Origin of the sequence: Grimontia marina (assembly GCF_900060185.1) — a bacterium.
GTDB classification, from domain to species: Bacteria; Pseudomonadota; Gammaproteobacteria; order Enterobacterales; family Vibrionaceae; genus Enterovibrio; species Enterovibrio marinus.
In genome coordinates this window covers 1-23199 of record NZ_FIZY01000004.1, presented here as the reverse complement: position 1 = coordinate 23199, position 23199 = coordinate 1, and the positions used below count along the sequence as shown (strand labels likewise).

General features: G+C 48.4%; 22 protein-coding genes. 15 read left to right on the top strand and 7 right to left on the bottom strand.

Annotated features, from left to right (window positions below; all coding sequences use genetic code 11):
- The first annotated feature begins 5 nt into the window (after positions 1-5).
- Positions 6-1106, top strand: coding sequence for an ABC transporter ATP-binding protein (locus tag GMA8713_RS03165; RefSeq protein ID WP_062705652.1), 1101 nt, complete (start codon positions 6-8; stop codon positions 1104-1106).
- A 58-nt stretch (positions 1107-1164) separates the two neighbouring features.
- Here GMA8713_RS03165 and GMA8713_RS28405 read toward each other — a convergent pair whose 3' ends face one another.
- The 3 genes from GMA8713_RS28405 to GMA8713_RS03150 all read right to left on the bottom strand — a co-directional run bounded on the left by GMA8713_RS28405 (position 1165) and on the right by GMA8713_RS03150 (position 4910).
- Entirely contained in the window at positions 1165-2466 is a 1302-nt protein-coding gene (locus GMA8713_RS28405; RefSeq protein ID WP_062705650.1) for a methyl-accepting chemotaxis protein, read from the bottom strand.
- Positions 2467-2691: 225 nt separating this feature from the next.
- Positions 2692-3966, bottom strand: a complete 1275-nt coding sequence (locus GMA8713_RS03155; protein WP_062705649.1) for an HlyC/CorC family transporter — start codon at positions 3964-3966, stop codon at positions 2692-2694.
- Between the two features lie 146 nt (positions 3967-4112).
- The gene (locus GMA8713_RS03150; RefSeq protein WP_062705647.1) at positions 4113-4910 is read right to left on the bottom strand and encodes a cytochrome C assembly family protein; all 798 of its coding nucleotides are present in this window, start codon (positions 4908-4910) and stop codon (positions 4113-4115) included.
- 262 nt (positions 4911-5172) lie between these two features.
- Here GMA8713_RS03150 and ffh point away from each other — a divergent pair, with 262 nt between their 5' ends.
- The 5 genes from ffh to rplS all read left to right on the top strand — a co-directional run bounded on the left by ffh (position 5173) and on the right by rplS (position 8751).
- Positions 5173-6549 (top strand): signal recognition particle protein, encoded by a 1377-nt coding sequence (ffh, locus tag GMA8713_RS03145; RefSeq protein WP_002540066.1) that lies wholly within the window; start codon positions 5173-5175, stop codon positions 6547-6549.
- A gap of 221 nt (positions 6550-6770) precedes the next feature.
- A complete protein-coding gene (gene rpsP / locus GMA8713_RS03140; RefSeq protein ID WP_002540065.1) occupies positions 6771-7019 on the top strand; it encodes a 30S ribosomal protein S16 in 249 nt (82 codons plus the stop codon).
- 31 nt (positions 7020-7050) lie between these two features.
- A complete protein-coding gene (gene rimM / locus GMA8713_RS03135) occupies positions 7051-7578 on the top strand; it encodes a ribosome maturation factor RimM (RefSeq protein WP_062705645.1) in 528 nt (175 codons plus the stop codon).
- A gap of 37 nt (positions 7579-7615) precedes the next feature.
- The gene (gene trmD, locus GMA8713_RS03130; protein ID WP_062705643.1) at positions 7616-8371 is read left to right on the top strand and encodes a tRNA (guanosine(37)-N1)-methyltransferase TrmD; all 756 of its coding nucleotides are present in this window, start codon (positions 7616-7618) and stop codon (positions 8369-8371) included.
- Positions 8372-8397: 26 nt separating this feature from the next.
- Positions 8398-8751, top strand: a complete 354-nt coding sequence (gene rplS / locus GMA8713_RS03125; protein ID WP_002540060.1) for a 50S ribosomal protein L19 — start codon at positions 8398-8400, stop codon at positions 8749-8751.
- Positions 8752-8891: 140 nt separating this feature from the next.
- Here the strand turns inward: rplS and GMA8713_RS03120 are convergent, their stop codons facing one another.
- The gene (locus GMA8713_RS03120; protein WP_062705641.1) at positions 8892-9902 is read right to left on the bottom strand and encodes a glycoside hydrolase family 43 protein; all 1011 of its coding nucleotides are present in this window, start codon (positions 9900-9902) and stop codon (positions 8892-8894) included.
- Between the two features lie 356 nt (positions 9903-10258).
- On the opposite strand from GMA8713_RS03120, the gene yjjG reads away from it, so the two are divergent.
- From yjjG to tyrA, 5 genes are all read left to right on the top strand, one after another.
- Positions 10259-10933 (top strand): pyrimidine 5'-nucleotidase, encoded by a 675-nt coding sequence (gene yjjG, locus GMA8713_RS03115; protein ID WP_062705639.1) that lies wholly within the window; start codon positions 10259-10261, stop codon positions 10931-10933.
- 219 nt (positions 10934-11152) lie between these two features.
- Positions 11153-11728 carry an HdeD family acid-resistance protein gene (locus GMA8713_RS03110; RefSeq protein ID WP_062705637.1) on the top strand — a complete coding sequence of 192 codons (576 nt, stop codon included), beginning with the start codon at positions 11153-11155 and terminating at the stop codon, positions 11726-11728.
- 71 nt (positions 11729-11799) lie between these two features.
- A complete protein-coding gene (locus tag GMA8713_RS03105) occupies positions 11800-12183 on the top strand; it encodes a DUF2799 domain-containing protein (protein WP_062705635.1) in 384 nt (127 codons plus the stop codon).
- 529 nt (positions 12184-12712) lie between these two features.
- Entirely contained in the window at positions 12713-13789 is a 1077-nt protein-coding gene (locus tag GMA8713_RS03100; protein WP_002540056.1) for a 3-deoxy-7-phosphoheptulonate synthase, read from the top strand.
- A 5-nt stretch (positions 13790-13794) separates the two neighbouring features.
- The gene (tyrA, locus tag GMA8713_RS03095) at positions 13795-14922 is read left to right on the top strand and encodes a bifunctional chorismate mutase/prephenate dehydrogenase (protein WP_062705633.1); all 1128 of its coding nucleotides are present in this window, start codon (positions 13795-13797) and stop codon (positions 14920-14922) included.
- A gap of 242 nt (positions 14923-15164) precedes the next feature.
- Here the strand turns inward: tyrA and pheA are convergent, their stop codons facing one another.
- The 3 genes from pheA to bamD all read right to left on the bottom strand — a co-directional run bounded on the left by pheA (position 15165) and on the right by bamD (position 18049).
- Positions 15165-16337 carry a prephenate dehydratase gene (pheA, locus tag GMA8713_RS03090; protein WP_002540054.1) on the bottom strand — a complete coding sequence of 391 codons (1173 nt, stop codon included), beginning with the start codon at positions 16335-16337 and terminating at the stop codon, positions 15165-15167.
- A gap of 271 nt (positions 16338-16608) precedes the next feature.
- Positions 16609-16950 (bottom strand): ribosome hibernation-promoting factor, HPF/YfiA family, encoded by a 342-nt coding sequence (gene hpf / locus GMA8713_RS03080; RefSeq protein WP_002540053.1) that lies wholly within the window; start codon positions 16948-16950, stop codon positions 16609-16611.
- Positions 16951-17317: 367 nt separating this feature from the next.
- Positions 17318-18049, bottom strand: a complete 732-nt coding sequence (gene bamD / locus GMA8713_RS03075; protein WP_002540052.1) for an outer membrane protein assembly factor BamD — start codon at positions 18047-18049, stop codon at positions 17318-17320.
- Between the two features lie 196 nt (positions 18050-18245).
- On the opposite strand from bamD, the gene rluD reads away from it, so the two are divergent.
- The 4 genes from rluD to GMA8713_RS27220 all read left to right on the top strand — a co-directional run bounded on the left by rluD (position 18246) and on the right by GMA8713_RS27220 (position 23038).
- Complete coding sequence (gene rluD, locus GMA8713_RS03070; RefSeq protein ID WP_002540051.1) at positions 18246-19223, top strand: 23S rRNA pseudouridine(1911/1915/1917) synthase RluD; 978 nt, start codon at positions 18246-18248, stop codon at positions 19221-19223.
- 2 nt (positions 19224-19225) lie between these two features.
- A complete protein-coding gene (yfiH, locus tag GMA8713_RS03065) occupies positions 19226-19963 on the top strand; it encodes a purine nucleoside phosphorylase YfiH (protein ID WP_062705629.1) in 738 nt (245 codons plus the stop codon).
- A 109-nt stretch (positions 19964-20072) separates the two neighbouring features.
- Complete coding sequence (gene clpB / locus GMA8713_RS03060) at positions 20073-22646, top strand: ATP-dependent chaperone ClpB (protein ID WP_002540049.1); 2574 nt, start codon at positions 20073-20075, stop codon at positions 22644-22646.
- Positions 22647-22774: 128 nt separating this feature from the next.
- A complete protein-coding gene (locus tag GMA8713_RS27220; RefSeq protein ID WP_157515459.1) occupies positions 22775-23038 on the top strand; it encodes a hypothetical protein in 264 nt (87 codons plus the stop codon).
- The last annotated feature ends 161 nt before the right edge of the window (positions 23039-23199 follow it).

Genomic DNA, 23199 nt, shown 5'->3' with positions numbered 1-23199 from the left:
TGTGAATGGCTTCTTTGACGCTGAATAATGTAAAAAAACGTTTTGGTCATGTTGAGGTATTGAAGGGCATCGACATTGCTATCGATGATGGTGATTTTCTGGTGCTGGTGGGTCCGTCAGGCTGTGGTAAGTCGACTTTGCTTAACATGATTGCAGGTCTCGACAGCATCAGTGATGGGGATGTATCCATTGGTGATGTGGTGATTAACGACCTGCATCCGGCGGACCGTGATATCGCGATGGTATTCCAGTCTTACGCTTTGTACCCGAATATGACCGTCGGTCAGAACATCTCGTTTGGACTTGAAATGCGTAACGTTCCAAAACCGGAGCGTGACCGCAAGATAAATGAAGTCTCTTCCATGCTGCAGATTGAACACCTGCTTAGCCGTAAACCGGGTCAGCTTTCTGGTGGCCAACGCCAACGTGTGGCGATGGGAAGAGCGTTAGTACGTGACCCGAAAATCTTCCTGTTTGACGAACCTTTATCGAACCTGGATGCAAAGCTTCGAGTAGATATGCGTACCGAAATCAAACGTCTTCACCAGCGTTTGAATGCAACGATTGTATATGTGACACACGACCAGATTGAAGCGATGACACTCGCAACCAAGATTGCGGTCATGAAAGATGGCGAGCTGCAGCAACTCGGATCTCCGGCAGAAGTCTACGACAACCCGGCCAATACCTTTGTGGCAACCTTTATGGGAAGCCCTTCGATGAATCTGGTCGAGGCCAAGGTGTTGGAAGCGGATACCAACCGCACCGTGTTGGAACTGGAAGGGTTCGATGGTGTGAATCAATCGATCGCGTTTGATGTTGGGTTTGCAGACTTAGCTGCTTATGTCGGGAAGACCGTGAGTCTTGGCGTGAGACCGGAAGACATTACCGAACAAGCCGATGGCGAAGGTACCTTACACTGCAAAGTCGATGTGACAGAACCAACGGGCGCAGACACTTATGTCATCACCTCATTGGGCGGTAAGGAAGTGGTGGCGCGTATGCCAGCCAATATTACGCTGAGTGCAGGGGACATGGCGCACCTTGGCTTTAATCCTGAAAAGCTGGTGTTGTTTGATACCGCTACTGGTAAGCGAATTCGTTAAGGCCTTATAACGCGAATAAAAAACGCTCCCGAGGGAGCGTTTTTTATTGAGCTTTTTTTCAGGTTCCGACGTTTAGACCAGATACCGTCTGAGCGACGTTTTCTGCCCCGGAACGTATTTCTTCCATCACAGAAGAGGCTTCAGAAATCTGCTGGGTTCCTTTTTCTGCTGCTTCAGACACGCTGGACATCTTACGGGTGGCATCAGATGTCAGGTCGCGGTTCTTCTTCACCACATCGGTAATTTCAGCGGTCGATTGACTGGTTCTGGCTGCTAGCTGTCGAACTTCATCTGCAACCACAGCGAAGCCACGCCCTTGATCACCGGCTCGCGCTGCCTCAATCGCCGCATTTAGTGCCAGTAGATTGGTTTGGTCAGCGATGTCGCTGATGGTGGATAGGATGGCTTCAATGCTCTTCGATTGCTCATTGAGTTGGGTAATGGCGTTAGAGGTTTCCAGCACCTGATCGGAAATAGACTGTGATGTCGCAACCGTTGACTCCAGGACACCTGCACCCCGGGTGGCAATCTCAGCTGTTTTCACTGAGGTCGAGTAAGCGATACCCGCAGCATCGCGAATAGCATGCTCTTGTATCACTTTCTCGGTAATGTTGCTGGCGAACTTCACAACACGGATAACATTGCCTTTGTCATCAAAGACAGGGTTATAAGTCGCTCGGAGCCAGAGGACATTACCCATGGAGTCTTTTCGCTCGAACTGACCCCCTTTGAAATCACCATTAGCAAGATCGGCCCAGAAATTAGGGTTATCCTGATAGAATTGATCGGGACAGAACATACGATGGTGTTTGCCCTGAATCTGTTCGAGTGAGTAGCCTACAGCACCGAGAAAGTTAGCATTGGCCTTGATAATAGTGCCGTCAGGGTGAAACTCAATCACTGCCATAGACTTGTTTAGTGCGTCAAAAACCGCTGCCTGATCATCTAGCTTGATCTTTTCTTTGGTAATGTCTGCAGCGATTTTCATCACCTCAACCACGGCACCGTTTTCTTTAATGGGGAAGTAAGTGGCTTCAAGCCATAGCCTCTCTCCTTTTGAATTTAGCCGAGGAACTGTCCCACTGATGACTTCACCACCACGCAGTCTCTCCCAGAATTTCTGATATTCAATGCTTTGACCGTACTCAGGGTCGCATAACTCTCTGTGATGCTTTCCTGTCAATTGCTCAAGCGTAAAACCTACAGCACCGAGGAATATGTTGTTTGCGTGTTTGACGACACCTTCAGGTGTGAAGTGAATTGTCGCAACACTGTTGTTGATGGCATCCAAAATGGCTTGGTTGTGTGAAGCACTTAATTCCAGTTCTTCCAGTTGTTTTTTCAGTTTCCCGTTAAACATGATTGCTTTCCTTCCTCAGCAAGCACAAACAAATGATTCAAAGAAAGTCGGTGCACAAAACCGATAGAGCACCTCTTTAAAACTAGCTGATAACTTGGTCGTTTGTATTAAAAGTGAGATTAATTGGAGCGGAGGTAGATAGAAGGATTGAACTGGGTGAGATATTAAAAAAACAGCCAGCAATTTACTGGCTGTTTTTTTAGTAACAATATAAACCTACGTAAGTTATGTCTTGGCGCTTTTAGGTACAGGTAAGATCTTAACCTGCTTAATCATATTCTCAGCGACTTCAACAATTTCCATCTGATGGCCTTCCACCTCAATACTGAGCTGGCTACTTGGGATATCTTCCAAGTGCTCAAGAATGAGGCCGTTGAGAGTGCGAGGCCCATCAGTCGGCAAATCCCAGTTCAGGCTTTTGTTGAGGTCGCGGATATTCGCGGTGCCATCAATCATGAAACTGCCGTCTGGTAAAGCGGTAATTTCCTCTGCCAGACTTGGTGACAGTGAAGTAGTGAACTCGCCGACTATCTCTTCCAGAATATCTTCCAGAGTGACCAGGCCGATGATGTCGCCGTATTCGTCGACAATCATACCGATGCGTTGCTTGTTGCGCTGGAATTTCAGCATTTGAACGTTCAACGGTGTGCCTTCCGGAATGTAGTAGACCTCATCCGCGGCGCGTAACAGGTTTTCTTTGTTGAACTCGTTTTCTACCATCATCCGGTAGGCTTCACGTACACGAAGCATGCCAACGACTTCATCAATATTGTCGCGATAGAGCACCATACGGCCATGCGGCGCATGGGTGAGCTGTCGCATGATGGCTTTCCAGTCATCATTGACATTGATGCCGGTGATTTCGTTGCGCGGCACCATGATGTCATCCACGGTGATTTCTTCGAGCTCAAGAATTGATAGCAGCATATTCTGGTGACGGCGAGGGATGAGCCCGCCCGCCTCGTTTACCACGGTACGAAGCTCTTCTGAGCTTAAATGATCTTTACCGTCATGAGTGGTGGTGAGTCCCATCAGTCGTAGGAAGCCATTGGTAATGCCATTGACCACCCAAACCAGCGGATAAAGCGCTTTCATCAAAACATTGAGTAAAAGGCTACTGGTGTAGGAAACGCGTTCTGGATAGAGCGCTGCGAGGGTTTTGGGTGTCACCTCTGCAAACACGAGGATAACAAGGGTGAGGCCGCCGGTTGCAATCGCGACGCCGAGATCGCCAAACAGGCGCATGCCCAGAATGGTTGCGATGGCAGAAGCGAGAATGTTAACCAGATTATTTCCGATGAGGATCAGGCCAATCAGCCTGTCTGGGCGCTCAAGCAGCTTTTCTACACGCTTGGCACCTTTATGCCCTTGCTTGGATAGGTGTCGAAGCCGGTATCGATTTAATGCCATCATGCCGGTTTCGGAGCCGGAAAAATACGCAGAAATAAAGATGAGCAATACCAAAACGGTCGCTAGCGTTCCCGTCGATATGTCGTCCAAATTGCAAGTTCCTTCTTGTTTGGTTCAACCCTAATTAAGGGCAAGAATTTGCGTCCATGTCAAACATTGCTGCGCAAACTTTATACACAAACGCCCCGTTAGGGTAAAGAAAGCCTATAAAAAGGAGCGTCTGAATTGAGAGACCGTTAACCTGCGATAATCACTTCGCGGACAAAACGGCTGCCAAAATAGGCGAGAGTTAGGAGGAATGCTCCCACGATGCTGATCCAGATAACACGGCGTCCACGCCATCCTGATTGATAATGTCCCCACAGCAGCACGCCGTAGACAACCCATGCCATTGCGGACAGCACAGCTTTGTGTGCTTTGCCCTGAGCAATCATGTCCTGCACAAACACAAGACCGGTCAGCAGCGTCAACGTCAGTAACACTTCACCAATCAGAATGATGTTGAAAAGCTGTCGTTCTACAGCCATGAGTGGAGGCAGATTGGGATTCATCACCAGCTTTTTCTTGTGTTTCAACTGATGGTCGAGCCATGCCAGTTGAATGGCATATAAAGTGGCAATCATCAGTGTGGAGTAAGAGAAAAGGGCGAGGGAAATGTGCACCAGAACTTCTGGGTGTGCTTCTAGGTGGGTGATAAACGCACCGGGAAGCAATGTGGCTGCGGTCAGGTTAATCGCAGAGAAACTATAAACCACAGGCAGTAGCACCCAAATCCGCATCCTGAACATGAGCCCAGTGGTAATCGCGGCAATGATAAAGCTGATGAGGGACGCGACATTGAGAATGCTGAGGTTTTGCCCACCGCCTGACAGGATGAGATCAGAAAGCAGGTAAGCATGCAGCACCAAGGCACCACACGCGCTCAGAAACACCGAACGAGCCGGGATCTGATTCGGGCCGGATAGGCCGGGAATAATTTGCAAAAGCGCCGCAAAATAAAGCAAAGCGGCGGTGAGTGCTAAAAAGATATCCATGTGTCTTTCAACAACATCGCGTCAAAAAGGAAGGGAACAGTATACCTTGCGCAACTGAGAGTCGCTATCAACACGGACCGATCTTTGAGATTACCCGCGACAAATTTTAGGAAAAGTGCCTGCAAGCCACTTTAAAACTATCGTTAAAGGCAGCATGTAAGCATCAGCAATAATGAGATATAATCGCGCCAATTTTGTGTTTATCGCCACCTGACAGGATTTCGGGTCACGTGGTGCCATCGCGTAGATAAGCGAGTAGGACATGTTTGAAAACCTAACGGATCGTCTATCCCGTACGCTGAAAAACATCAGCGGTCGCGGTCGACTGACAGAAGACAATATTAAAGACACGCTGCGTGAAGTACGCATGGCACTGCTGGAAGCGGATGTTGCATTGCCAGTGGTTCGCGACTTCGTGAAGAAAGTAAAAGAAAGCGCAGTTGGACTGGAAGTGTCGAAAAGTCTGACCCCAGGTCAGGAATTCATCAAGATTGTTCAATCTGAACTTGAAGCAGTGATGGGTGAATCCAACTCTGAGTTGGATTTGGCAGCGCAGCCACCGGCTGTGGTACTGATGGCGGGCCTGCAAGGTGCAGGTAAAACTACCAGTGTCGGTAAGCTGGGTAAAATGCTCAAAGAGCGCCACAAGAAGAAAGTGCTGGTGGTCTCTGCTGACGTTTATCGCCCTGCGGCGATCAAACAGCTGGAAACACTGGCAGGCGATGTGGGCATTGATTTCTTCCCATCAACGCCGGACCAAAAGCCAGTTGATATTGCCAGTGAAGCATTGGCGCACGGCAAACTGAAATTCTATGACGTAGTTATCGTCGATACTGCAGGTCGTCTGCACGTCGACGAAGAGATGATGGACGAGATTAAAGACGTCCACGCGGCAATCAATCCTGTTGAAACTCTGTTTGTGGTCGATGCCATGACAGGTCAGGATGCGGCGAATACAGCTAAAGCCTTCAACGATGCGCTGCCGCTAACCGGTGTGGTACTGACAAAAGTAGACGGTGATGCACGTGGTGGTGCGGCGCTGTCTGTTCGTCATATCACGGGTAAACCAATCAAGTTCCTGGGTGTAGGTGAGAAGACTGACGCACTGGAACCTTTCCACCCTGACCGTGTTGCCAGCCGTATCCTTGGTATGGGTGATGTGCTGTCACTGATTGAAGATCTCGAGCGCAATGTCGACAAAGACAAAGCCGAGCAACTGGCGAAGAAGTTTAAAGAGAAGAAAGGTTTCGACCTTCAGGACTTCCGCGACCAGCTTCAACAGATGAAGAACATGGGCGGTATGATGGGGATGCTCGACAAACTGCCGGGCATGTCAAACCTGTCTGATGATGTGAAAAACCAAGTGGACGATAAAATTTTCGTTCAGATGGAAGCCATCATCAACTCCATGACGCCGAAAGAGCGTGCACGTCCAGACTTGATTAAAGGCTCACGTAAAAAACGTATCGCCGCTGGTTCAGGTACTCAGGTACAGGACGTTAACCGTCTACTCAAGCAGTTTACCCAGATGCAGAAGATGATGAAGAAGATGCAGAAGGGCGGCATGAAGAACATGATGCGCAATATGAAAGGCATGATGGGCGGCATGGGTGGTGGCGGTGGTATGTTCCCACGCTAAACCGCTATAAAACCTATTCTCCGGTCAGATGAAAGACGCTGGCTGGGATTCGATAGAGCGACGGAATCGCTAAGTGATTGAAGTCCAGTTACTGTTGATGCTTTTTTAGCTAAAGCAGTTGCATTCGATCACAGAAAGCGTAAAATTCCGGAGCTTTATTTTGGCACGAGGCCCCGTATTAGCACGGGGCCAATTTAATTTAGTAATGCAAAGAGGACGATATGGTAACCATTCGTTTGGCACGTCACGGCGCTAAAAAGCGTCCATTCTATCAAATCGTTGTTGCAGACAGCCGCCAAGCTCGCGACGGTCGCTTCATCGAGAAAGTAGGTTTCTTCAACCCAGTTGCACAGGGTCAAGAAGAGAAGCTGCGTCTGGACCTGGACCGCGTTAACCACTGGGTTGGCGAAGGTGCAGCTGTTTCTGACCGCGTAGCTAAGCTGATCAAAGACGCTGCTAAAGCTGCGTAATTGATTAGTGTCAGGGTTGAAAGAAAAAGAAATGAGTGAGCAAGAAAAGGTTGTAGTAGGCAAGCTAGGTGCTTCTTATGGCATCCGTGGCTGGCTCAAAGTTTTTTCTTACACTGAAAACGCTGAAAACATCTTTAGCTACACACCTTGGTTTATCAAAGTGCGTGGCGAATGGCAGGAATTCAGTCTTGAAGACTGGAAACGCCATGGTCAGGGTTATGTAGGCAAGTTGAAAGGTCTGGATCAGCGTGAAGACGCTCAGGCACTGACAAATGCTGAAATCGCTATCAATGCAGAAGTATTGCCTTCGCTGTCAGATGAAGAATTCTACTGGCGCGAACTGTACGGAATGGAAGTGGTGACAACCAAAGGGTACAACCTGGGTAAAGTCACGGATATTCTGGAAACTGGCTCTAACGATGTATTGGTCATTCAAGCGAACCCGAAAGATGCTTTTGGCCAGAAGGAACGTTTAATACCGTTCCTCGATGAGCAAGTCATCAAGTTGATTGATCGCTCTGCTCAACGGATCGAAGTTGACTGGGATCCTGGATTTTAATTCCCCCAGTAACATTTAAAGCAATGGGAGTGGAAAAATGTGGGTTGGTATAATCAGCCTTTTTCCAGAAATGTTCCGTGCTGTTACTGAATTTGGGGTAACTGGCCAGGCGGTTAAAAAAGGCCTGCTCGAGGTAGAAACGTGGAATCCCCGCGATTTTACCCACGACAAACACCGGACGGTTGATGACCGCCCATATGGTGGAGGCCCAGGCATGTTGATGATGGTTCAGCCTTTGCGCGATGCCATTCACACTGCCAAGAAAGCCGCTGATGGCAAGGCGAAAGTGATTTACCTTTCACCTCAAGGCCGAAAGCTTGACCAAGCAGGTGTTGAGGAGCTGGCGCAGAACGAGAAGTTGATTCTTATCTGTGGACGCTACGAAGGGGTAGATGAGCGCATTATACAAACCGAAGTCGATGAAGAATGGTCTATCGGGGATTTTGTGCTCAGTGGCGGTGAGTTGCCAGCCATGACGTTGGTTGATGCGGTTGCCCGGTTTGTACCGGGTGTCCTCGGAGACTTTGCGTCAGCGGAAGAAGATTCTTTTGCAAATGGTTTGCTGGATTGCCCTCACTACACACGTCCTGAAGTGTTGGACGGATTGGAAGTACCTTTGGTACTGAAATCCGGAAATCATAAGGATATTCGCCGCTGGCGATTGAAAGAATCGCTGGGCCGTACCTGGCTCAGAAGACCAGAGCTCCTGGAAAACCTAGCTCTGACTGACGAACAGGAATCACTGCTTGCTGAGTTCATTAACGAACACAGACAAGTACCTAAAGATATTTAGTATCAGTTTATTCTAGGGTATAGAAAATGAGTAACATCATCAAAGCGCTCGAAGATGAGCAACTTAAACAAGACGTTCCTGCGTTCAACGTAGGTGACACTGTTGTCGTTCAAGTTAAAGTTAAAGAAGGACAGCGTGAGCGTCTGCAGGCTTACGAAGGCGTTGTAATCGCTAAGCGTAACCGTGGTCTACATTCAGCATTTACCGTTCGTAAGATCTCTAGCGGTGAAGGCGTTGAGCGTGTATTCCAAACTCACTCACCAGTTGTTGACAGCATTACTGTTAAGCGCCGCGGTGCAGTACGTCGTGCCAAACTGTACTACCTGCGTGAGCGTTCTGGTAAGGCAGCTCGTATTAAAGAGCGTCTGGCTAAGAAATAATCGCTCCGGCGTTTATACCCGAAAGGGAAAGAAAGCCCGCCTGTTTAGGCGGGCTTTTTCTTTTTCTACAGTTCAATCATCTTTCAAAAAGCAAAAACATAGCTATCAGAATACTCGCAAGATGAATGAAGGTGGAATACTTACAACCGGTTTGGATTAAGAAAGCTGGTTCCTATTTGAATGTCACCGTTTTCGTCAAACCAGAGAGTATCTTCGCTGATGTACCTATCACCGCCTCCCTCAACATACTCACCTTTAGATTTCCCATGATAAATAATAGACAGTCCACCATTATTGTTTTCTACGACTGCAACATGACCTGGGCCTGATAAACCCTGCTGGCGGAAGGCACTCAATATAGGATTTTTCGCTGATTTGGTAAAATCGCCCATGGGCGAGTTAGATGTCGCATAACCCGTAGAATAATTCACTGAAGCGAAAAAGCCGCCGGAATACAGCATGTAATATGTCCCATTGCGTTTGACTATGAAGGCTCCTTCGGTAATCGGCATGTATTTAAACATGGCTTCAGGTGATCCTGTGAAAATATTCTCCCATCCCTGATTGGCTCTAATAACAATCTTTTCTTCACCTATGAAGCGTGTTGGAGAAAGAGGGTCCATTTTTCTGACAGCTATGGGCCCTTGTCCGAGGAAACCTGCGGGAGCCTTAGTCCAATAAAAATAGATCTGGCCGTCATCATCCTGAAATATGTGAGCATCGATACCGTCAGTTAAAATACCTTTGTCGTCAAAAGGGCCATATGGCGTTTTTGATGTGGCGATGCCAATTTTGATGTCTGTATAGCTGTTAGATTGGGTGTAATACATGTAAAAGGTGTCCGTCGCTTCATGGTAGAAAACATCCGGAGCCCAGAGTTCATTTACTCCTTTGGAAAAAGCAACGTTATGCTTGGTCCAATTGCGTAGATCGCTTGACGAGTATACATATAGACGAGCGGGTGAACCTCGACCGTTGGAGGTGGGGTACATGTAATAGACGCCGTTATGCTTAATGACATGTGGATCGGCTAGGTTGCTCTCAGAAATTACGGGATTATGGCTATTGGAGTCAAATTTAACCGTTGTTGTCGCAAAACACCCTGTGAGAATTAATTGAATAAGCATGACTACGAGTATATGTTTTTTCATCACAACATCCTATCTCTTATACAAATGGATTAGCAGGTATTGCTCCCTTGTACTCCATTGGCAGCGGAGCGGGTTTTCTTTCGCTTCCTGCTTTCTATGGTATTTCCTTCACAGTCCTATTGGATAAGTCTTAGATTTGTATTCCAACTGTTAAAACACGCATATCGCTGTGTTTTTTGTATGCAAGGAGATTTAGATCTTTCCTGTTGAGTGTTTCAACCACATAGAAAACAACCTCACGCCGATAATTTTCGCGTTTTGTCTACCTTATTGAATGTCTCGGACCGTTGGACATAATCGATTGTGTGATTTTCACTTGTTTTTTAAAATAAGTCGTTAATTTAGGAGAGTAACGCATGCGATACGACTGGATTTTATTTGATGCTGACGAGACCCTTTTTTCATTCGACGCTTTCGCGGGCCTTAAAGCGATGTTCAAAACCTTAGGCGTTAACTTTACCGAACAGGATTTTGCAGAGTATCAGACCGTCAACAAGCCGCTTTGGGTGAAATACCAAAACGGTGAAATCTCAGCGAAGCAGCTTCAAGAAGACCGTTTTCTTGTGTGGGCTGAACGCTTGGATATCTCACCGGCTGAGCTTAACTGTCGCTTTCTCGATGCCATGGCGGATGTTTGTGAACCTTTGGAAGGTGTGCGTGAAACCCTGCCTTTGCTGGCGCAACATGCCAAACTCGGTATCATCACTAATGGCTTTGTGCAGCTTCAACAAATCCGCCTCGAGAAAACAGGGCTTCAGGAATTCTTCGACTTGGTGGTTGTTTCAGAGCAAGTTGGCTTTGCTAAGCCTGATGTCGCTATCTTTGATCATGCCTTCAATAAGATGGGCAACCCTGATAAAGCGCGTGTGCTGATGATTGGCGATAATGCAGATTCCGATATTCTTGGTGGCATCAATGCGGGTATCGACACTGGCTGGCTGAATGTTGATGGAAAAGTGAAACCAGAAGGTATTGAGCCAACCTTTACTGCTGCTTCTTGGGCAGATATTCGCGCTCTATTGTTGGATTAATCCTTTGGTTGTCTGGGTATATCCGTGCAGCTTGAGTCCTGGGCTGCACTTCTTCATTCCTCTCCAAAAGAAATTTGCGCTGCGTTCCATAAGCTAACCATTTCATACTGGGTTGCAAACTTAGCACATCACAGTCAACCAAATCGCGCTTCACTCTCAACATGCTGAACGCTGGTGTTCGGCGGCGTCTCGCCAAAATAATAATGAGAGGAAAAAACAATGGAACCAACAGACACGCTACAAAAACAGTTGGTTGGAGCGCTATCGAGAAATTGGTGGGTGTTGTTATTGCGTGGTATTGCGTCCATCATTTTCGGCTTCATGCTCTGGACCTTGCCGACGGAAGAGTCGGTTGAAACGCTTATTCTGGTATTCGGTATTTTTGCGTTTGTGGACGGTGCACTTCAGGTGTGGACAGCCATTATGGAGCGCAAAGAAAGGGATAACTGGGTGGTACTAATGCTCTGGGGTGTTGTCGGGATCGCGGCCGGGATTATGACGTTTACTGTGCCGGGACTCACTGCGGTTGCCTTGCTTTTCTACATCGCCATTTGGGCGATAGCGAAAGGCGTTCTGGAGATCATCGCCGCGATCAGGCTTAGGAAAGAAATCACTGGTGAATGGCTACTCATTCTCGGAGGTATTATTTCCATTCTGTTCGGTGGCTTTTTGATGTCTAATCCCGCTGCGGGTGCGATGGCACTCATTTGGGTGATTGCGATGTACGCGTTTATTTTTGGTGTCTTGTTTGTGGCACTTTCCTTTAAGCTCAAGGGATTAAAAGAAAATGCATGACGCCAATTCTGCACCTTTCCACTGAATCGGTATATAGTGACACTTTCCAAATCAATCTTAAGGAACACAGGATGTTTAAAAAATCCTTGGTGTCACTGGTTGCGTTGATGATCGTTGGCTGCGCATCCGTTGGAGATGCAGAGTCTTTGGTAAAGAAAGGCGATTGGCAGGCAGTCGGTGAGCAGGACGGTCTTAGAGGTATCCCTTCCCGTTCAATGTCTGATCTGAATGAACTGGCACAGCGTGCCGGTGGACAGAATGTCGATGTGAGCGATTACGAGTCTGGCTATGCGGAAGGTGTTGATCGCTATTGCAGCCTAGACAATGCCTATGACATTGGTTTGTCGGGCATGCAGTATTTGGGTGTGTGTGCCAACAGACCTGATGGTCTTCGCTTTCAGATGCAATGGCAGAGAGGTTTTGAGGACTTCCAATCAGCTGACCAGACTTTCTGATTGACCCAGGGGCTGTTGACCTTTGGCGGTTGAATTTTGTTCTAGTTCTAAGCGTTTATGCGCGGCGAGGTGTGTGCCGTCTAGTCATTCTAAGCAAAGTACGGGATGCGCAGTCGAACCCTTCGGGCAGCGTTTGTGGGGAATTTCTGCTGCGTTATCGGCTTCTCGTGTAGGCTAGCTACACATCGAAGCCTCTGCCTTGCATAAAACTCCCACAAACTGCTGCAAAAATCATCACCAAAGGTCAACAGCCCCTATCAAAATAGCAACTCCAAGCAAAAAGGCCTTTTCGAAAGGCCTTTTTCTGTTTTGTACGTTATGGTTTACAAAAGCATTTCCAATATGCTGATTGGTGAAGTCAGTGATATAGCCTTTAAGTTGACCTTTACACCGCTATGTAAATATAAATTTACGATGTTATTTTATCTTTACGATCTATTGCATTCATCTCTCAGATTGTTATTGTATGGGCAGTTGCGTGATAAATACCCATTCAATGCGCAAAATAGATTCAGAAAGGAAAAATGTCATGGAAAGAGATCTGCTCACTAACGTACACATTCAGGACGAAACGGTTCTGATTACCCCTGACCAACTGCGCAGCAAGCTACCTGTAAAGGAAGAGACGCTGGCCTTTATTTCAAAAGCGCGTCAGGAAATTGCAGATATCATCCATAAGAAAGATCACCGCCTTTTGGTAGTGTGTGGTCCTTGCTCGATTCACGATACTGATGCGGCGATTGAATACGCGAGAAACCTCAAGGCGCTTTCAGAAACCCTGAACGATCAGATTTACATCGTGATGCGAGTTTACTTTGAAAAACCACGCACCACGGTTGGCTGGAAGGGACTCATCAACGATCCAAATTTGGATGGCTCTTTCGATGTAGAGGCAGGTCTTCACAAAGCCCGTGAACTGCTTATCACACTGGCTGACATGGGTCTGCCACTGGCAACAGAAGCCTTGGACCCAATCAGCCCGCAATACATTGGCGATCTGTTCAGTTGGGCGGCGATTGGCGCGCGTACGACTGAGTCTCAAACTCACCGCGAAATGGCGAGTGGCCTTTCCATGCCAATTGGCTTCAAAAACGGTACTGATGGCAGCTTGGCAACGGCCATTAATGCAATGAAGGCGGCTGCATCTGGTCACCGTTTCATGGGAATTAACAAAGAAGGTCAGGTTGCGCTGCTGACAACTCAGGGCAACCCGGATGGTCATGTGATTCTGCGTGGTGGCAAGCAGACCAATTATGACTCAGTTTCGGTGACAGAATGCGAAAATGAGATGAAAGGGGCAGGGCTTGAGCCTTCACTGATGGTAGACTGCAGCCACGCCAACTCACGAAAAGATTTCCGTCGTCAGCCACTTGTTGCTGAAGATGTGTTCCACCAAATCCGTGAAGGAAACCAATCCATCATTGGTTTGATGATTGAGAGCAACATCAACGAAGGCAATCAGTCTGCGGACTTGCCGCGTGAAGAGATGGCTTACGGGGTGTCTATTACCGACGCATGCATCAACTGGCAGGATACTGAAAACCTGCTGCGCCGTGCCCATGATGAACTGACACCTTTCCTGGAACAGCGTTTACAAGGACATTAAGCCACATGGTTGCAGAGTTGACCCAACTTCGGGATCAAATTGACGAAGTCGACAAACAAATGGTCGAGTTGCTGGCACGCCGACTGGAATTGGTCGCGGAAGTTGGCGAGGTGAAGAGCAAACACGGTTTGCCGATTTATGCGCCGGATCGTGAAGCTGCTATGTTGGCATCACGTCGTGAAGAAGCGGCTTCTCGCGGGATTCCGCCGGATCTGATTGAAGATATTCTTCGTCGCACCATGCGCGAATCTTACGCCAGTGAAAACGATTCTGGATTTAAATGCCTGAACCCAGATCTGCGTTCTATCGTGGTGGTGGGTGGTCATGGCCAGTTAGGTAAAGTGTTCTGCAAGCTTTTCCGACTGTCTGGCTATGACGTTAAGGTATTGGGCTCGAAAGATTGGGACAAGGCTGAAGAAATACTCTCTGATGCAGGCATGGTGGTTGTCACCGTGCCTATCAATAAAACTGACAGTGTTATTCGTTCATTAGGCACGTTGCCCGATGATTGCCTCTTGGTGGATCTGACTTCCATTAAGAGTGAACCTCTGCAGGCCATGTTGGAATCACACAAAGGCCCTGTGGTGGGTCTGCACCCTATGTTTGGTCCGGATATTTCGAGTCTGGCTAAACAGGTGATTGTGTACTGCGACGGGCGAAATCCGGAAGCGTACCAATGGCTGCTTGAGCAATTCCGCATCTGGGGTGCGAGTTTGCACCGTATCAGCGCGATTGAGCATGATCAGGGGATGACGCTGATCCAGGCGCTACGCCACTTCACTTCTTTCGTGTATGGTCTGCATCTGGCAGAAGAGAATCCGAATCTGGAGCAGCTTACAGCGCTTAGCTCGCCAATATACCGCCTTGAACTGGCGATGGTGGGCCGATTGTTTGCTCAGGACGCCCAGCTTTACGGGGATATCATTATGTCCTCGACGCAAAACATCGACATGATTAAGCGTTTCCATGCGCGTTTTGGCGAGGCGATTAACCTGCTCGATAAGCAAGACAAAGTAGGCTTTGTTCAGGCGTTCAGCCAGGTGGAAAACTGGTTCGGCGACTTTGCTCCGCGCTTTATGAAAGAAAGTCAGAACCTGCTTCGTCAGGCGAATGACACCACGCACCGCGGTTAATACCAATCGTAGTAAATATCTGCTCATCCTAGCTTGTTAAAATGCTCGATAACTGCGTTGAAAAATTTGATTGTAGAATAACTACTTATCGAAATTTTTCGCCTTGTTCTCGAGCATTTTTCCTACGCTATTTCTGATCATCTACCTACTGTGATTGGTATAAGCTGCACGAGATAAAACAAAAGGAGCCAGTTGGCTCCTTTTCTGTTTCTAGGGTCAACAGACTCTAGCATTCAGTATCGTTAAACGTCGATTTCTGTTGGAGCAACGTTCTCAATCGGGTAAGAGCCCAGAACTTTAATGTAGCGGGTGATCTTGGTGAGCTCTTCCAATGCTTCTTTCATCACATCCGTACGCATATTGCCTTCTACATCCACATAGAACATCTCTTCCCATGGGTTGCCAAGCACAGGACGTGACTCCAGTTTGGTCATGTTGATGCCGTGATTGCGCAGCACCAGCAGACACTCGACTAGGGAGCCGGCAGATTGTCCGGTAGACATGATAAAGGTGGTTTTGGCTGGGATCAGCGCAGTGACTTCTACAGGCTTACGTGCGACGACGATAAAGCGGGTGTGGTTTTCCTGCTGATTGGCGATGCCGAACTTCAGCGGTTTCAGACCATAAAGTTCACCGCTTGCCGCATTACCAATCGCAGCCACATTTGGTTGGGCCATGGCTGCGACTTCTTTCATCGCCTCCGCGGTGCTTGAGCAATACTCTTGCTTAATACCACTGCCCAGAGATCGCACGAACTCACTGCATTGTTGATGCGGCTGTGGATGCGAATAAAGCACCTCAATTTGGTCAATCTGCGTGTCTACTGCAGTCAGAAGACAATGTTCAATCGGCTGGGTGATCTCTCCGACGATAGACAAGCGGGTGTGCTGAAGTTGGTCGTAAACATCATTAATCGAACCTGAGCTGGTGTTTTCAATCGGCAGTACGCCGTAATCGGCATTGCCGGTTTCCACCATTTCCAGCACTTCTTTAAAGCTTGAGCACTGGATCTCCGCGAGCTTGGTATGTTTACGTGCAAAAAAGTTGCGGGTCGCCAGATTGGAGTAGGAGCCTTTGCCACCGAGGAAAGAAACGCGGGCAAGCGGTTGTTCATTGTCTGGGTTGGCAAGGCGTTGCAGGAATGCCTGTTGGTAGAGCACAGAGTCTTCAATAATGGTGTGGAAAATTTTGGTGACGTACTGTGGATCCAACTCGTGGGATTTCCCATTGGCAACCAGCTTCTCAAGCAGAGCCTGCTCACGTTCAACATCACGGACGGGCTTTTGGGTTTGGATTTTGCTTTTAGCGACTTCAAGACTCAGCTTACGTCGTTCTGCCAGCAGTGACAGCAGCTCTTGATCGATACGGCTGACATTCACCCGTATTTCATCAAGTGACAATGTTGGTTTACTCATTCCTTGTTCCTACTCATTATTCAGCGCCCAAAACAAAAAAGCCTCCCTTTCTGAGGGAGGCCTTCGGGAATCTGTCGTTATCGATGCTCGCCCTTACGCCCCACCTCTTCAGAAGCGGAAAAAGAAGCGAAAGAAAAACGAAGTGGTTTGCGACATCGATACTTTATCTTGTTGGTTCAATTATTGTTCAACCATATTGGGACGGCGTTGTCATGTCAAGACGAATCAGCCCCGCATTGGCGGGGCTGACTGGTTTAATCCTCTGGATAGATTAGATAGCTTCAGATTCTTCTTCCGGTACTTCCACACCTGCATGGCTTGCGCGGCGTGCTTCGCCTTTGTGGGCTTGTTTGTTTAGCTGTTTCTCCAGTTTCTGGCCCACTTCATTGATGGCGGCATACATATCTTCATGCTCAGCGGAGGCAATCAATTTTGCACCTGGCATAGACACGCCAGCTTCTACTTTGAATTTGTTACCTGGTTCTTCACTGATGACAGCATGAGGGTTAATGAGAGCGACTTGCCATTTCTCTAGCTTTTCAAAACGAGACGTAATGCGATCGCGAATGGCAGGAGTGATGTCGATGTTTTTACCAGTAATTTCTACTCTCATAGATGTTTCCTCTTTTGCTTGCCCTTTGCTGGGCTCACTTTCAGATTACGTTTCTGGAGAGGAAATAATGTGATATAGATCACTTTTGTGTCGCGAAATTTTATTGGTCAGGGGATTTGTGATCCTGTGTTTAACTTCGGTTTAAAAAGTCCGGAAAGTGCTTGAATCGGGCAAAAGAAGTGGTGCAAGATGAAGAGGTTAAGGTCGCTAACGAACACTGAACGTTAGGGACTTTGTTCGTGCTAAAGAAGGCTTTGGCGAAGAATGCAGCAGTTCACTATTTCTCCCGGACAAACAATCTCACACCCAAATAAACAAAAAGCAGCCATCAGGCTGCTTTTTTCTTTTCTGTTTGAAGGCGGCGCTATTAGGCATCCACACCATTCAGTTTCATTAACTCGCGGGTTCGCTGAGCAGGCTCTTCCAGTTTCAGCTCTTCATAGGCTTTAAGCATCAACGGAAGAGATTTCTTCGCCGCATCAGTGTCTGGGAAATCACGCTGGATTTGCTGACAACGGTTGATCACAGCAACCCAAGCTTCACGGCGAACATAGAAATCGGCGGTGGCCAGTTCGTAATCTGCCAGACGGTTTTTCAGGGCGACAAGGCGTTTTGCTGCATCAGCGGCGTAATCACTGTCCGGGTATCGATCCAGCAGACGGCGGAAGTCCACAAACGCACGGCGCACAGGCTCGGGGTCGCGATCTTCACGATCCATATTCAGCATGTCGTGGATGAAGCTTCTGTCCTGCGCCATGTTGGTCAGGCCGCGCATGTAGAGTACCCAATCCATCTCAGGGTGACCCGGGTTCATACGCATGAAACGGTCAATGGTGGCCTCACCCAAGGCCAGATCGTCGTTTTTGTAGTAAGCGTAAATCAGATCTAGTTGAACCTGCTCAGAGTAGGCACCAAACGGGTAGCGTGAGTCCAGGGCTTCAAGCTTTTGGATTGCGGTGTTCCAACTGCCTTCATTAAGGGAAACCTGCGCTTCCTGATACAGCTCAGAAGGCGGAATATCAGGGACAACTTCTTCCGTGCTTGAACATCCAGCCAGCAGGGAAATAGCAAGTAAAGAGGATAAAGTAAGGCGTTTCATTACTACAGTTGCTTCCTTGAAAGAATATTTTCAGCCTTTGCCATTACGGAGACAGCCGCAAAAAGCTACAATGGCGCGATTGTGGGCTATTCTACCCATCGACCAGATATAATACCAACTGGTAAACGTGACTGAGCCCGAGGGCTTACATCAATACCACTTGGTATTAGTCTCATTGAGAATCAAAAAGTTCGTTATGGCACAGCAGTTAGAGTTAAACAGCACAGTAAATGAGAATCAACTGGGTCAGCGTCTGGATCAGGCATTGGCAGAGTTGTTTCCGGATTATTCCCGATCACGCATCAAAGAATGGATTCTGGCCGACAAAGTAAGCGTCGATGGTGAGATCGTCAACAAACCACGTTTGAAAATGATGGGTGGTGAAGCCATCGTCGTTCAGGCAGAAATCGAAGATGAACAGCGTTGGGAAGCGCAGGACATTCCACTGAACATCGTTTATGAAGATGACGATATTATCGTTATTAATAAACCGCGTGATTTAGTGGTACACCCTGGTGCCGGTTGCCCTGACGGTACCGTATTGAACGGGCTACTTTTCCATTACCCGGATATCGCTGAAGTACCGCGTGCGGGTATCGTGCACCGTCTGGATAAAGACACCACCGGCTTGATGGTGGTAGCGAAAAATATCCCGACCCAAACACGTTTGGTTCGCGCACTGCAAAAGCGTAAGAAGTTCACCCGTGAGTACGAAGCGATTGCACTGGGTAACATGACAGGCGGTGGCATGATTGAAAAGCCAATCGGCCGTCACTCTACCAAGCGCACACACATGGCTGTTCAGGAGCTCGGTAAACCAGCGATTACGCATTACCGTGTGGTTGAACACTTCCGCGCGCACACTCGTCTGCGTCTTCGTCTGGAAACCGGCCGTACGCACCAGATCCGTGTTCACATGGCATATCTGAACCACCCTCTGGTAGGTGACCAGCTTTATGGTGGTCGTCCACGTCCGCCACGCAATGCGGGTGATGAGCTGATCCAGACATTGCGTCAGTTTGACCGTCAGGCACTTCATGCTGTCATGCTGCGTATTGAACACCCTACCACTAAAGAAATGATGGAATGGCACGCACCAATCCCAGATGACATGGTGAAACTGACTGAAGTACTGCGTGCAGACACCTTAGAGCACGGAGACGAGGACTACTGATCATGGATTGGATCACGCCAGACTGGCCCGCGCCTTCAAGGATTAAAGCTGTGAGCACCACCCGCCAAGGTGGTGTCAGCCCTGTTCCTTTTGATAGCCTGAACTTAGGTGATCACGTGGGCGATGACAGTGATTTCGTGGTGAAAAACCGCCAAACACTGGCAGAAGTGATGTCGATGCCGACATCTCCAGCCTGGTTGAATCAAGTTCATGGTACAGAAGTCGTGACTTTGCCTTTGGCCGTTGATGAGGTGCCGGATGCCGATGCCGCCTTTACGGGAGCTCAAGGGCAGGTGTGTGTGGTGATGACTGCCGATTGTCTTCCTGTGCTTTTCTGTAATGAAGAGGGGACACAGGTGGGGGCGGCACATGCTGGCTGGCGCGGTTTGGCCAACGGTGTGTTAGAACAAACGCTCAGTAAGTTTGATGAGCCAAGTAAAGTGATGGCATGGCTTGGCCCTGCCATCGGCTCTGACGCTTTTGAAGTGGGTAGCGAAGTGCGCGAGCAGTTTATGGCGCACGATGTAGCCGCCGAAAAAGCGTTTAAGCCACACAACGATCGTTGGTTGGCAGATATCTACCTCTTGGCAAGGCAGCGACTTCAAGCCGCAGGTGTGACCCAGATTTATGGCGGAGAACACTGCACAGTCTCTGCTCCGGAAACCTTCTTCTCCTACCGTAGAGAAAATCGTACAGGCCGTCAGGCCAGCTGTATCTGGATCGGTACAGAACGCGATTAACCAAATCGACAAAAATTTCGCCACTCAACTTGAAATCAGCCGCCGCCGCTCCCATTTTTTCGTTAAGCAGCATCAAAGCTATTATCGAAATTATTAAAGGGGGGAGGCTATGCGCCTTGACCGATTTACCAGCAAATTCCAGTTAGCCATCTCTGACGCTCAGTCACTGGCTTTAGGGCGCGATCATCAGTATATCGAGCCCGTGCACTTGATGGTGTCTCTCCTCAATCAGGACAGCAGCACCATCCGTCCTCTGATGACGCTCCTGAATGTGGATCTGACTCAACTACGCTCCAGTCTGAGTGAGCTGCTCGACAAGCTACCGAAAGTGACCGGCACTGGCGGCGATGTCCAGCTCTCGCACAGCATGGGTATGCTTTTCAATATGTGTGACAAGCTGTCCCAGAAGCGTAAAGACAAATACATCTCCTCAGAGCTTTTTATTCTGGCTGCCGTTGAAGACAAAGGTGCTTTGGGTGAATTACTCAGAAGTCTTGGCCTGACAACCAAGAAAGTGGAAGACGCGATTGATAAAGTGCGTGGTGGTCAGGCTATCAATGATCCTAACGCGGAAGAAGCGCGTCAGGCGTTGGAAAAGTTCACCATTGACCTGACTGAAAAAGCCGAGCAGGGCAAGCTCGACCCGGTGATTGGCCGTGACGAAGAAATTCGCCGCACCGTGCAAGTGCTACAACGCCGTACCAAGAACAACCCAGTAATCATTGGTGAACCAGGCGTGGGTAAAACCGCCATTGTTGAAGGTCTGGCGCAGCGTATTGTGAACGGTGAGGTACCTGAAGGGCTGCGTAATAAACGTGTGCTCTCTCTCGATATGGGCTCGCTGGTTGCCGGTGCGAAATATCGTGGTGAATTCGAAGAACGCCTGAAGTCAGTTCTCAATGAACTGGCGAAAGAAGAAGGTAACGTCATTCTCTTTATCGACGAAATCCACACTATGGTGGGTGCAGGTAAAGCAGAAGGAGCGATGGATGCGGGCAACATGCTTAAGCCTGCATTGGCGCGTGGCGAACTTCATTGCGTTGGTGCCACCACATTAGATGAATACCGTCAGTATGTGGAAAAAGATGCGGCACTTGAGCGTCGTTTCCAAAAAGTGCTGGTGGATGAACCAACGGTTGAAGACACCGTCGCTATTTTGCGTGGCCTTAAAGAGCGTTACGAGCTTCACCATGCGGTGGAAATTACTGACCCCGCGATCGTTGCTGCTGCGAGTCTCTCTCATCGCTATATCTCGGACAGACAGCTGCCGGATAAAGCCATCGATTTGATTGATGAAGCGGCGTCGAGCATTCGTATGCAAATAGACTCCAAGCCGGAGCAGCTTGATCGATTAGAGCGTCGTTTAATCCAACTCAAGATTGAGCAACAGGCATTAGCTAAAGAAAACGACGAAGCAAGTAAGAAGCGTCTTGAATCCCTGCAAAGTGAAATTGACGAGAAAGAGCGTGACTATGCTGAGCTGGAAGAAGTGTGGAATGCAGAGAAAGCAGCGCTTTCCGGCACGCAACACATCAAGAGTGCGTTAGAGCAGGCACGCACAGATTTAGACATCGCACGTCGTGCAGGTGACCTTAACCGCATGTCTGAACTGCAGTATGGCCGCATTCCAGAACTGGAAAAGCAACTTGATCTGGCAAGTCAGGCGGAAATGCAGGAAATGACTCTGCTCAAAAACCGAGTGACCGACGCTGAGATTGCAGAAGTGCTATCCCGTCAAACCGGTATTCCTGTCGCCAAGATGCTGGAAGGCGAGAAAGAAAAGCTACTTCAGATGGAAGATGAGCTTCATGGCCGGGTGATTGGTCAATCAGAGGCTGTCACCTCGGTGGCAAACGCTATTCGTCGCAGCCGTGCAGGCCTTGCTGATCCGAATCGCCCGATTGGCTCGTTTCTGTTCCTTGGTCCAACAGGTGTGGGTAAAACAGAACTGTGTAAATCACTGGCAGAGTTTCTCTTTGACAGCAGCGACGCCATGGTGCGTATCGACATGTCAGAGTTTATGGAGAAACATTCAGTAGCTAGGCTGGTGGGTGCACCTCCTGGCTATGTGGGATATGAAGAAGGCGGTTATCTGACAGAAGCAGTTCGCCGTCGTCCTTATTCTGTCATTCTATTGGATGAAGTAGAGAAGGCGCACCCAGATGTCTTCAACCTTCTTCTACAGGTATTAGATGATGGCCGTCTGACGGATGGTCAGGGGCGTACCGTTGATTTTCGCAATGCTGTGGTGATCATGACCTCCAATCTGGGTTCTGATCGAATTCAGGAACATTTTGGTGAACTTGATTACAACGGCATCAAAGCCATGGTGATGGATGTGGTGGGCAAACATTTCCGCCCAGAGTTCATTAACCGAGTTGATGAGTCTGTGGTCTTCCACCCATTGGGTCAGGAGCACATCAAGTCTATCGCCGGTATCCAGCTTGCGCATTTGGCAAAACGTATGGCTGAGCGTGACCTGAAGTTGGAAGTCACTGACGAAGCGCTAACGCTTATCGCGGATGCGGGATTTGATCCGGTATATGGGGCTCGCCCACTTAAGCGCGCCATTCAGCAAAGTGTCGAGAACCCATTGGCACAATCTATTCTTCGCGGAGAAGTGAAACCAGGCTTACCTGTGAAACTGATAGTCGAAGACGAACAAATAAAAGCTGTGCAATAAAGACAAGCTTAAAGAGTAAGAACATAAAGAGGCCCAATAGGCCTCTTTTCTTTTATCTATATCCAGGTGCTTCCCTCGATTTTAAAAGTTACCCACAGCTTTTTGTGGGCTTGATGTGGGTAAAATGTGTGGAAATAAGCCTTTCGCGCAAAAGATACTCAAACGATGACTTTTCTACAAAAAAGTTTAAAAAAGCCCTTGCCAGAATTCGAGACCTCCCTATAATGCGCCCCATCGACACGGCAAGCAGCTCCCAACAAGGAAGCGCCGACCAAGTCGAAACGCGAAAACTTCCTCACCAAGGCATTGAAAAATGCGGTGAAGAGGTGAGTCAACAAGGTGTTTTGAGGGTTGCGAAAGCAACGCTGAAAAATCTCAAAATTTCTTCTTGACTTCATCGCCCGGCAGCGTAAAATTCGCAGCCCTGACGGTGAGAAGCAACGCTTCTTCAAGTCAACGTTCTTTAACAATTTGACCTATGCAATCTGTGTGGGCACTCGTAGTTGATAGACAAAAGATTTATCGATGTTTACTGAGTGACCAAACGAAAACT

Excerpts from the sequence above, each read along its gene's own strand:
- GMA8713_RS03165 (WP_062705652.1), top strand. The coding sequence starts at position 6 with ATGGCTTCTTTGACGCTGAATAATGTAAAAAAACGTTTTGGTCATGTT.
- GMA8713_RS28405 (WP_062705650.1), bottom strand. The coding sequence starts at position 2,466 with ATGTTTAACGGGAAACTGAAAAAACAACTGGAAGAACTGGAATTAAGT.
- GMA8713_RS03150 (WP_062705647.1), bottom strand. The coding sequence starts at position 4,910 with ATGGATATCTTTTTAGCACTCACCGCCGCTTTGCTTTATTTTGCGGCG.
- ffh (WP_002540066.1), top strand. The coding sequence starts at position 5,173 with ATGTTTGAAAACCTAACGGATCGTCTATCCCGTACGCTGAAAAACATC.
- rpsP (WP_002540065.1), top strand. The coding sequence starts at position 6,771 with ATGGTAACCATTCGTTTGGCACGTCACGGCGCTAAAAAGCGTCCATTC.
- rimM (WP_062705645.1), top strand. The coding sequence starts at position 7,051 with ATGAGTGAGCAAGAAAAGGTTGTAGTAGGCAAGCTAGGTGCTTCTTAT.
- trmD (WP_062705643.1), top strand. The coding sequence starts at position 7,616 with ATGTGGGTTGGTATAATCAGCCTTTTTCCAGAAATGTTCCGTGCTGTT.
- rplS (WP_002540060.1), top strand. The coding sequence starts at position 8,398 with ATGAGTAACATCATCAAAGCGCTCGAAGATGAGCAACTTAAACAAGAC.
- GMA8713_RS03120 (WP_062705641.1), bottom strand. The coding sequence starts at position 9,902 with ATGAAAAAACATATACTCGTAGTCATGCTTATTCAATTAATTCTCACA.
- yjjG (WP_062705639.1), top strand. The coding sequence starts at position 10,259 with ATGCGATACGACTGGATTTTATTTGATGCTGACGAGACCCTTTTTTCA.
- GMA8713_RS03110 (WP_062705637.1), top strand. The coding sequence starts at position 11,153 with ATGGAACCAACAGACACGCTACAAAAACAGTTGGTTGGAGCGCTATCG.
- GMA8713_RS03105 (WP_062705635.1), top strand. The coding sequence starts at position 11,800 with ATGTTTAAAAAATCCTTGGTGTCACTGGTTGCGTTGATGATCGTTGGC.
- GMA8713_RS03100 (WP_002540056.1), top strand. The coding sequence starts at position 12,713 with ATGGAAAGAGATCTGCTCACTAACGTACACATTCAGGACGAAACGGTT.
- tyrA (WP_062705633.1), top strand. The coding sequence starts at position 13,795 with ATGGTTGCAGAGTTGACCCAACTTCGGGATCAAATTGACGAAGTCGAC.
- pheA (WP_002540054.1), bottom strand. The coding sequence starts at position 16,337 with ATGAGTAAACCAACATTGTCACTTGATGAAATACGGGTGAATGTCAGC.
- hpf (WP_002540053.1), bottom strand. The coding sequence starts at position 16,950 with ATGAGAGTAGAAATTACTGGTAAAAACATCGACATCACTCCTGCCATT.
- bamD (WP_002540052.1), bottom strand. The coding sequence starts at position 18,049 with ATGAAACGCCTTACTTTATCCTCTTTACTTGCTATTTCCCTGCTGGCT.
- rluD (WP_002540051.1), top strand. The coding sequence starts at position 18,246 with ATGGCACAGCAGTTAGAGTTAAACAGCACAGTAAATGAGAATCAACTG.
- yfiH (WP_062705629.1), top strand. The coding sequence starts at position 19,226 with ATGGATTGGATCACGCCAGACTGGCCCGCGCCTTCAAGGATTAAAGCT.
- clpB (WP_002540049.1), top strand. The coding sequence starts at position 20,073 with ATGCGCCTTGACCGATTTACCAGCAAATTCCAGTTAGCCATCTCTGAC.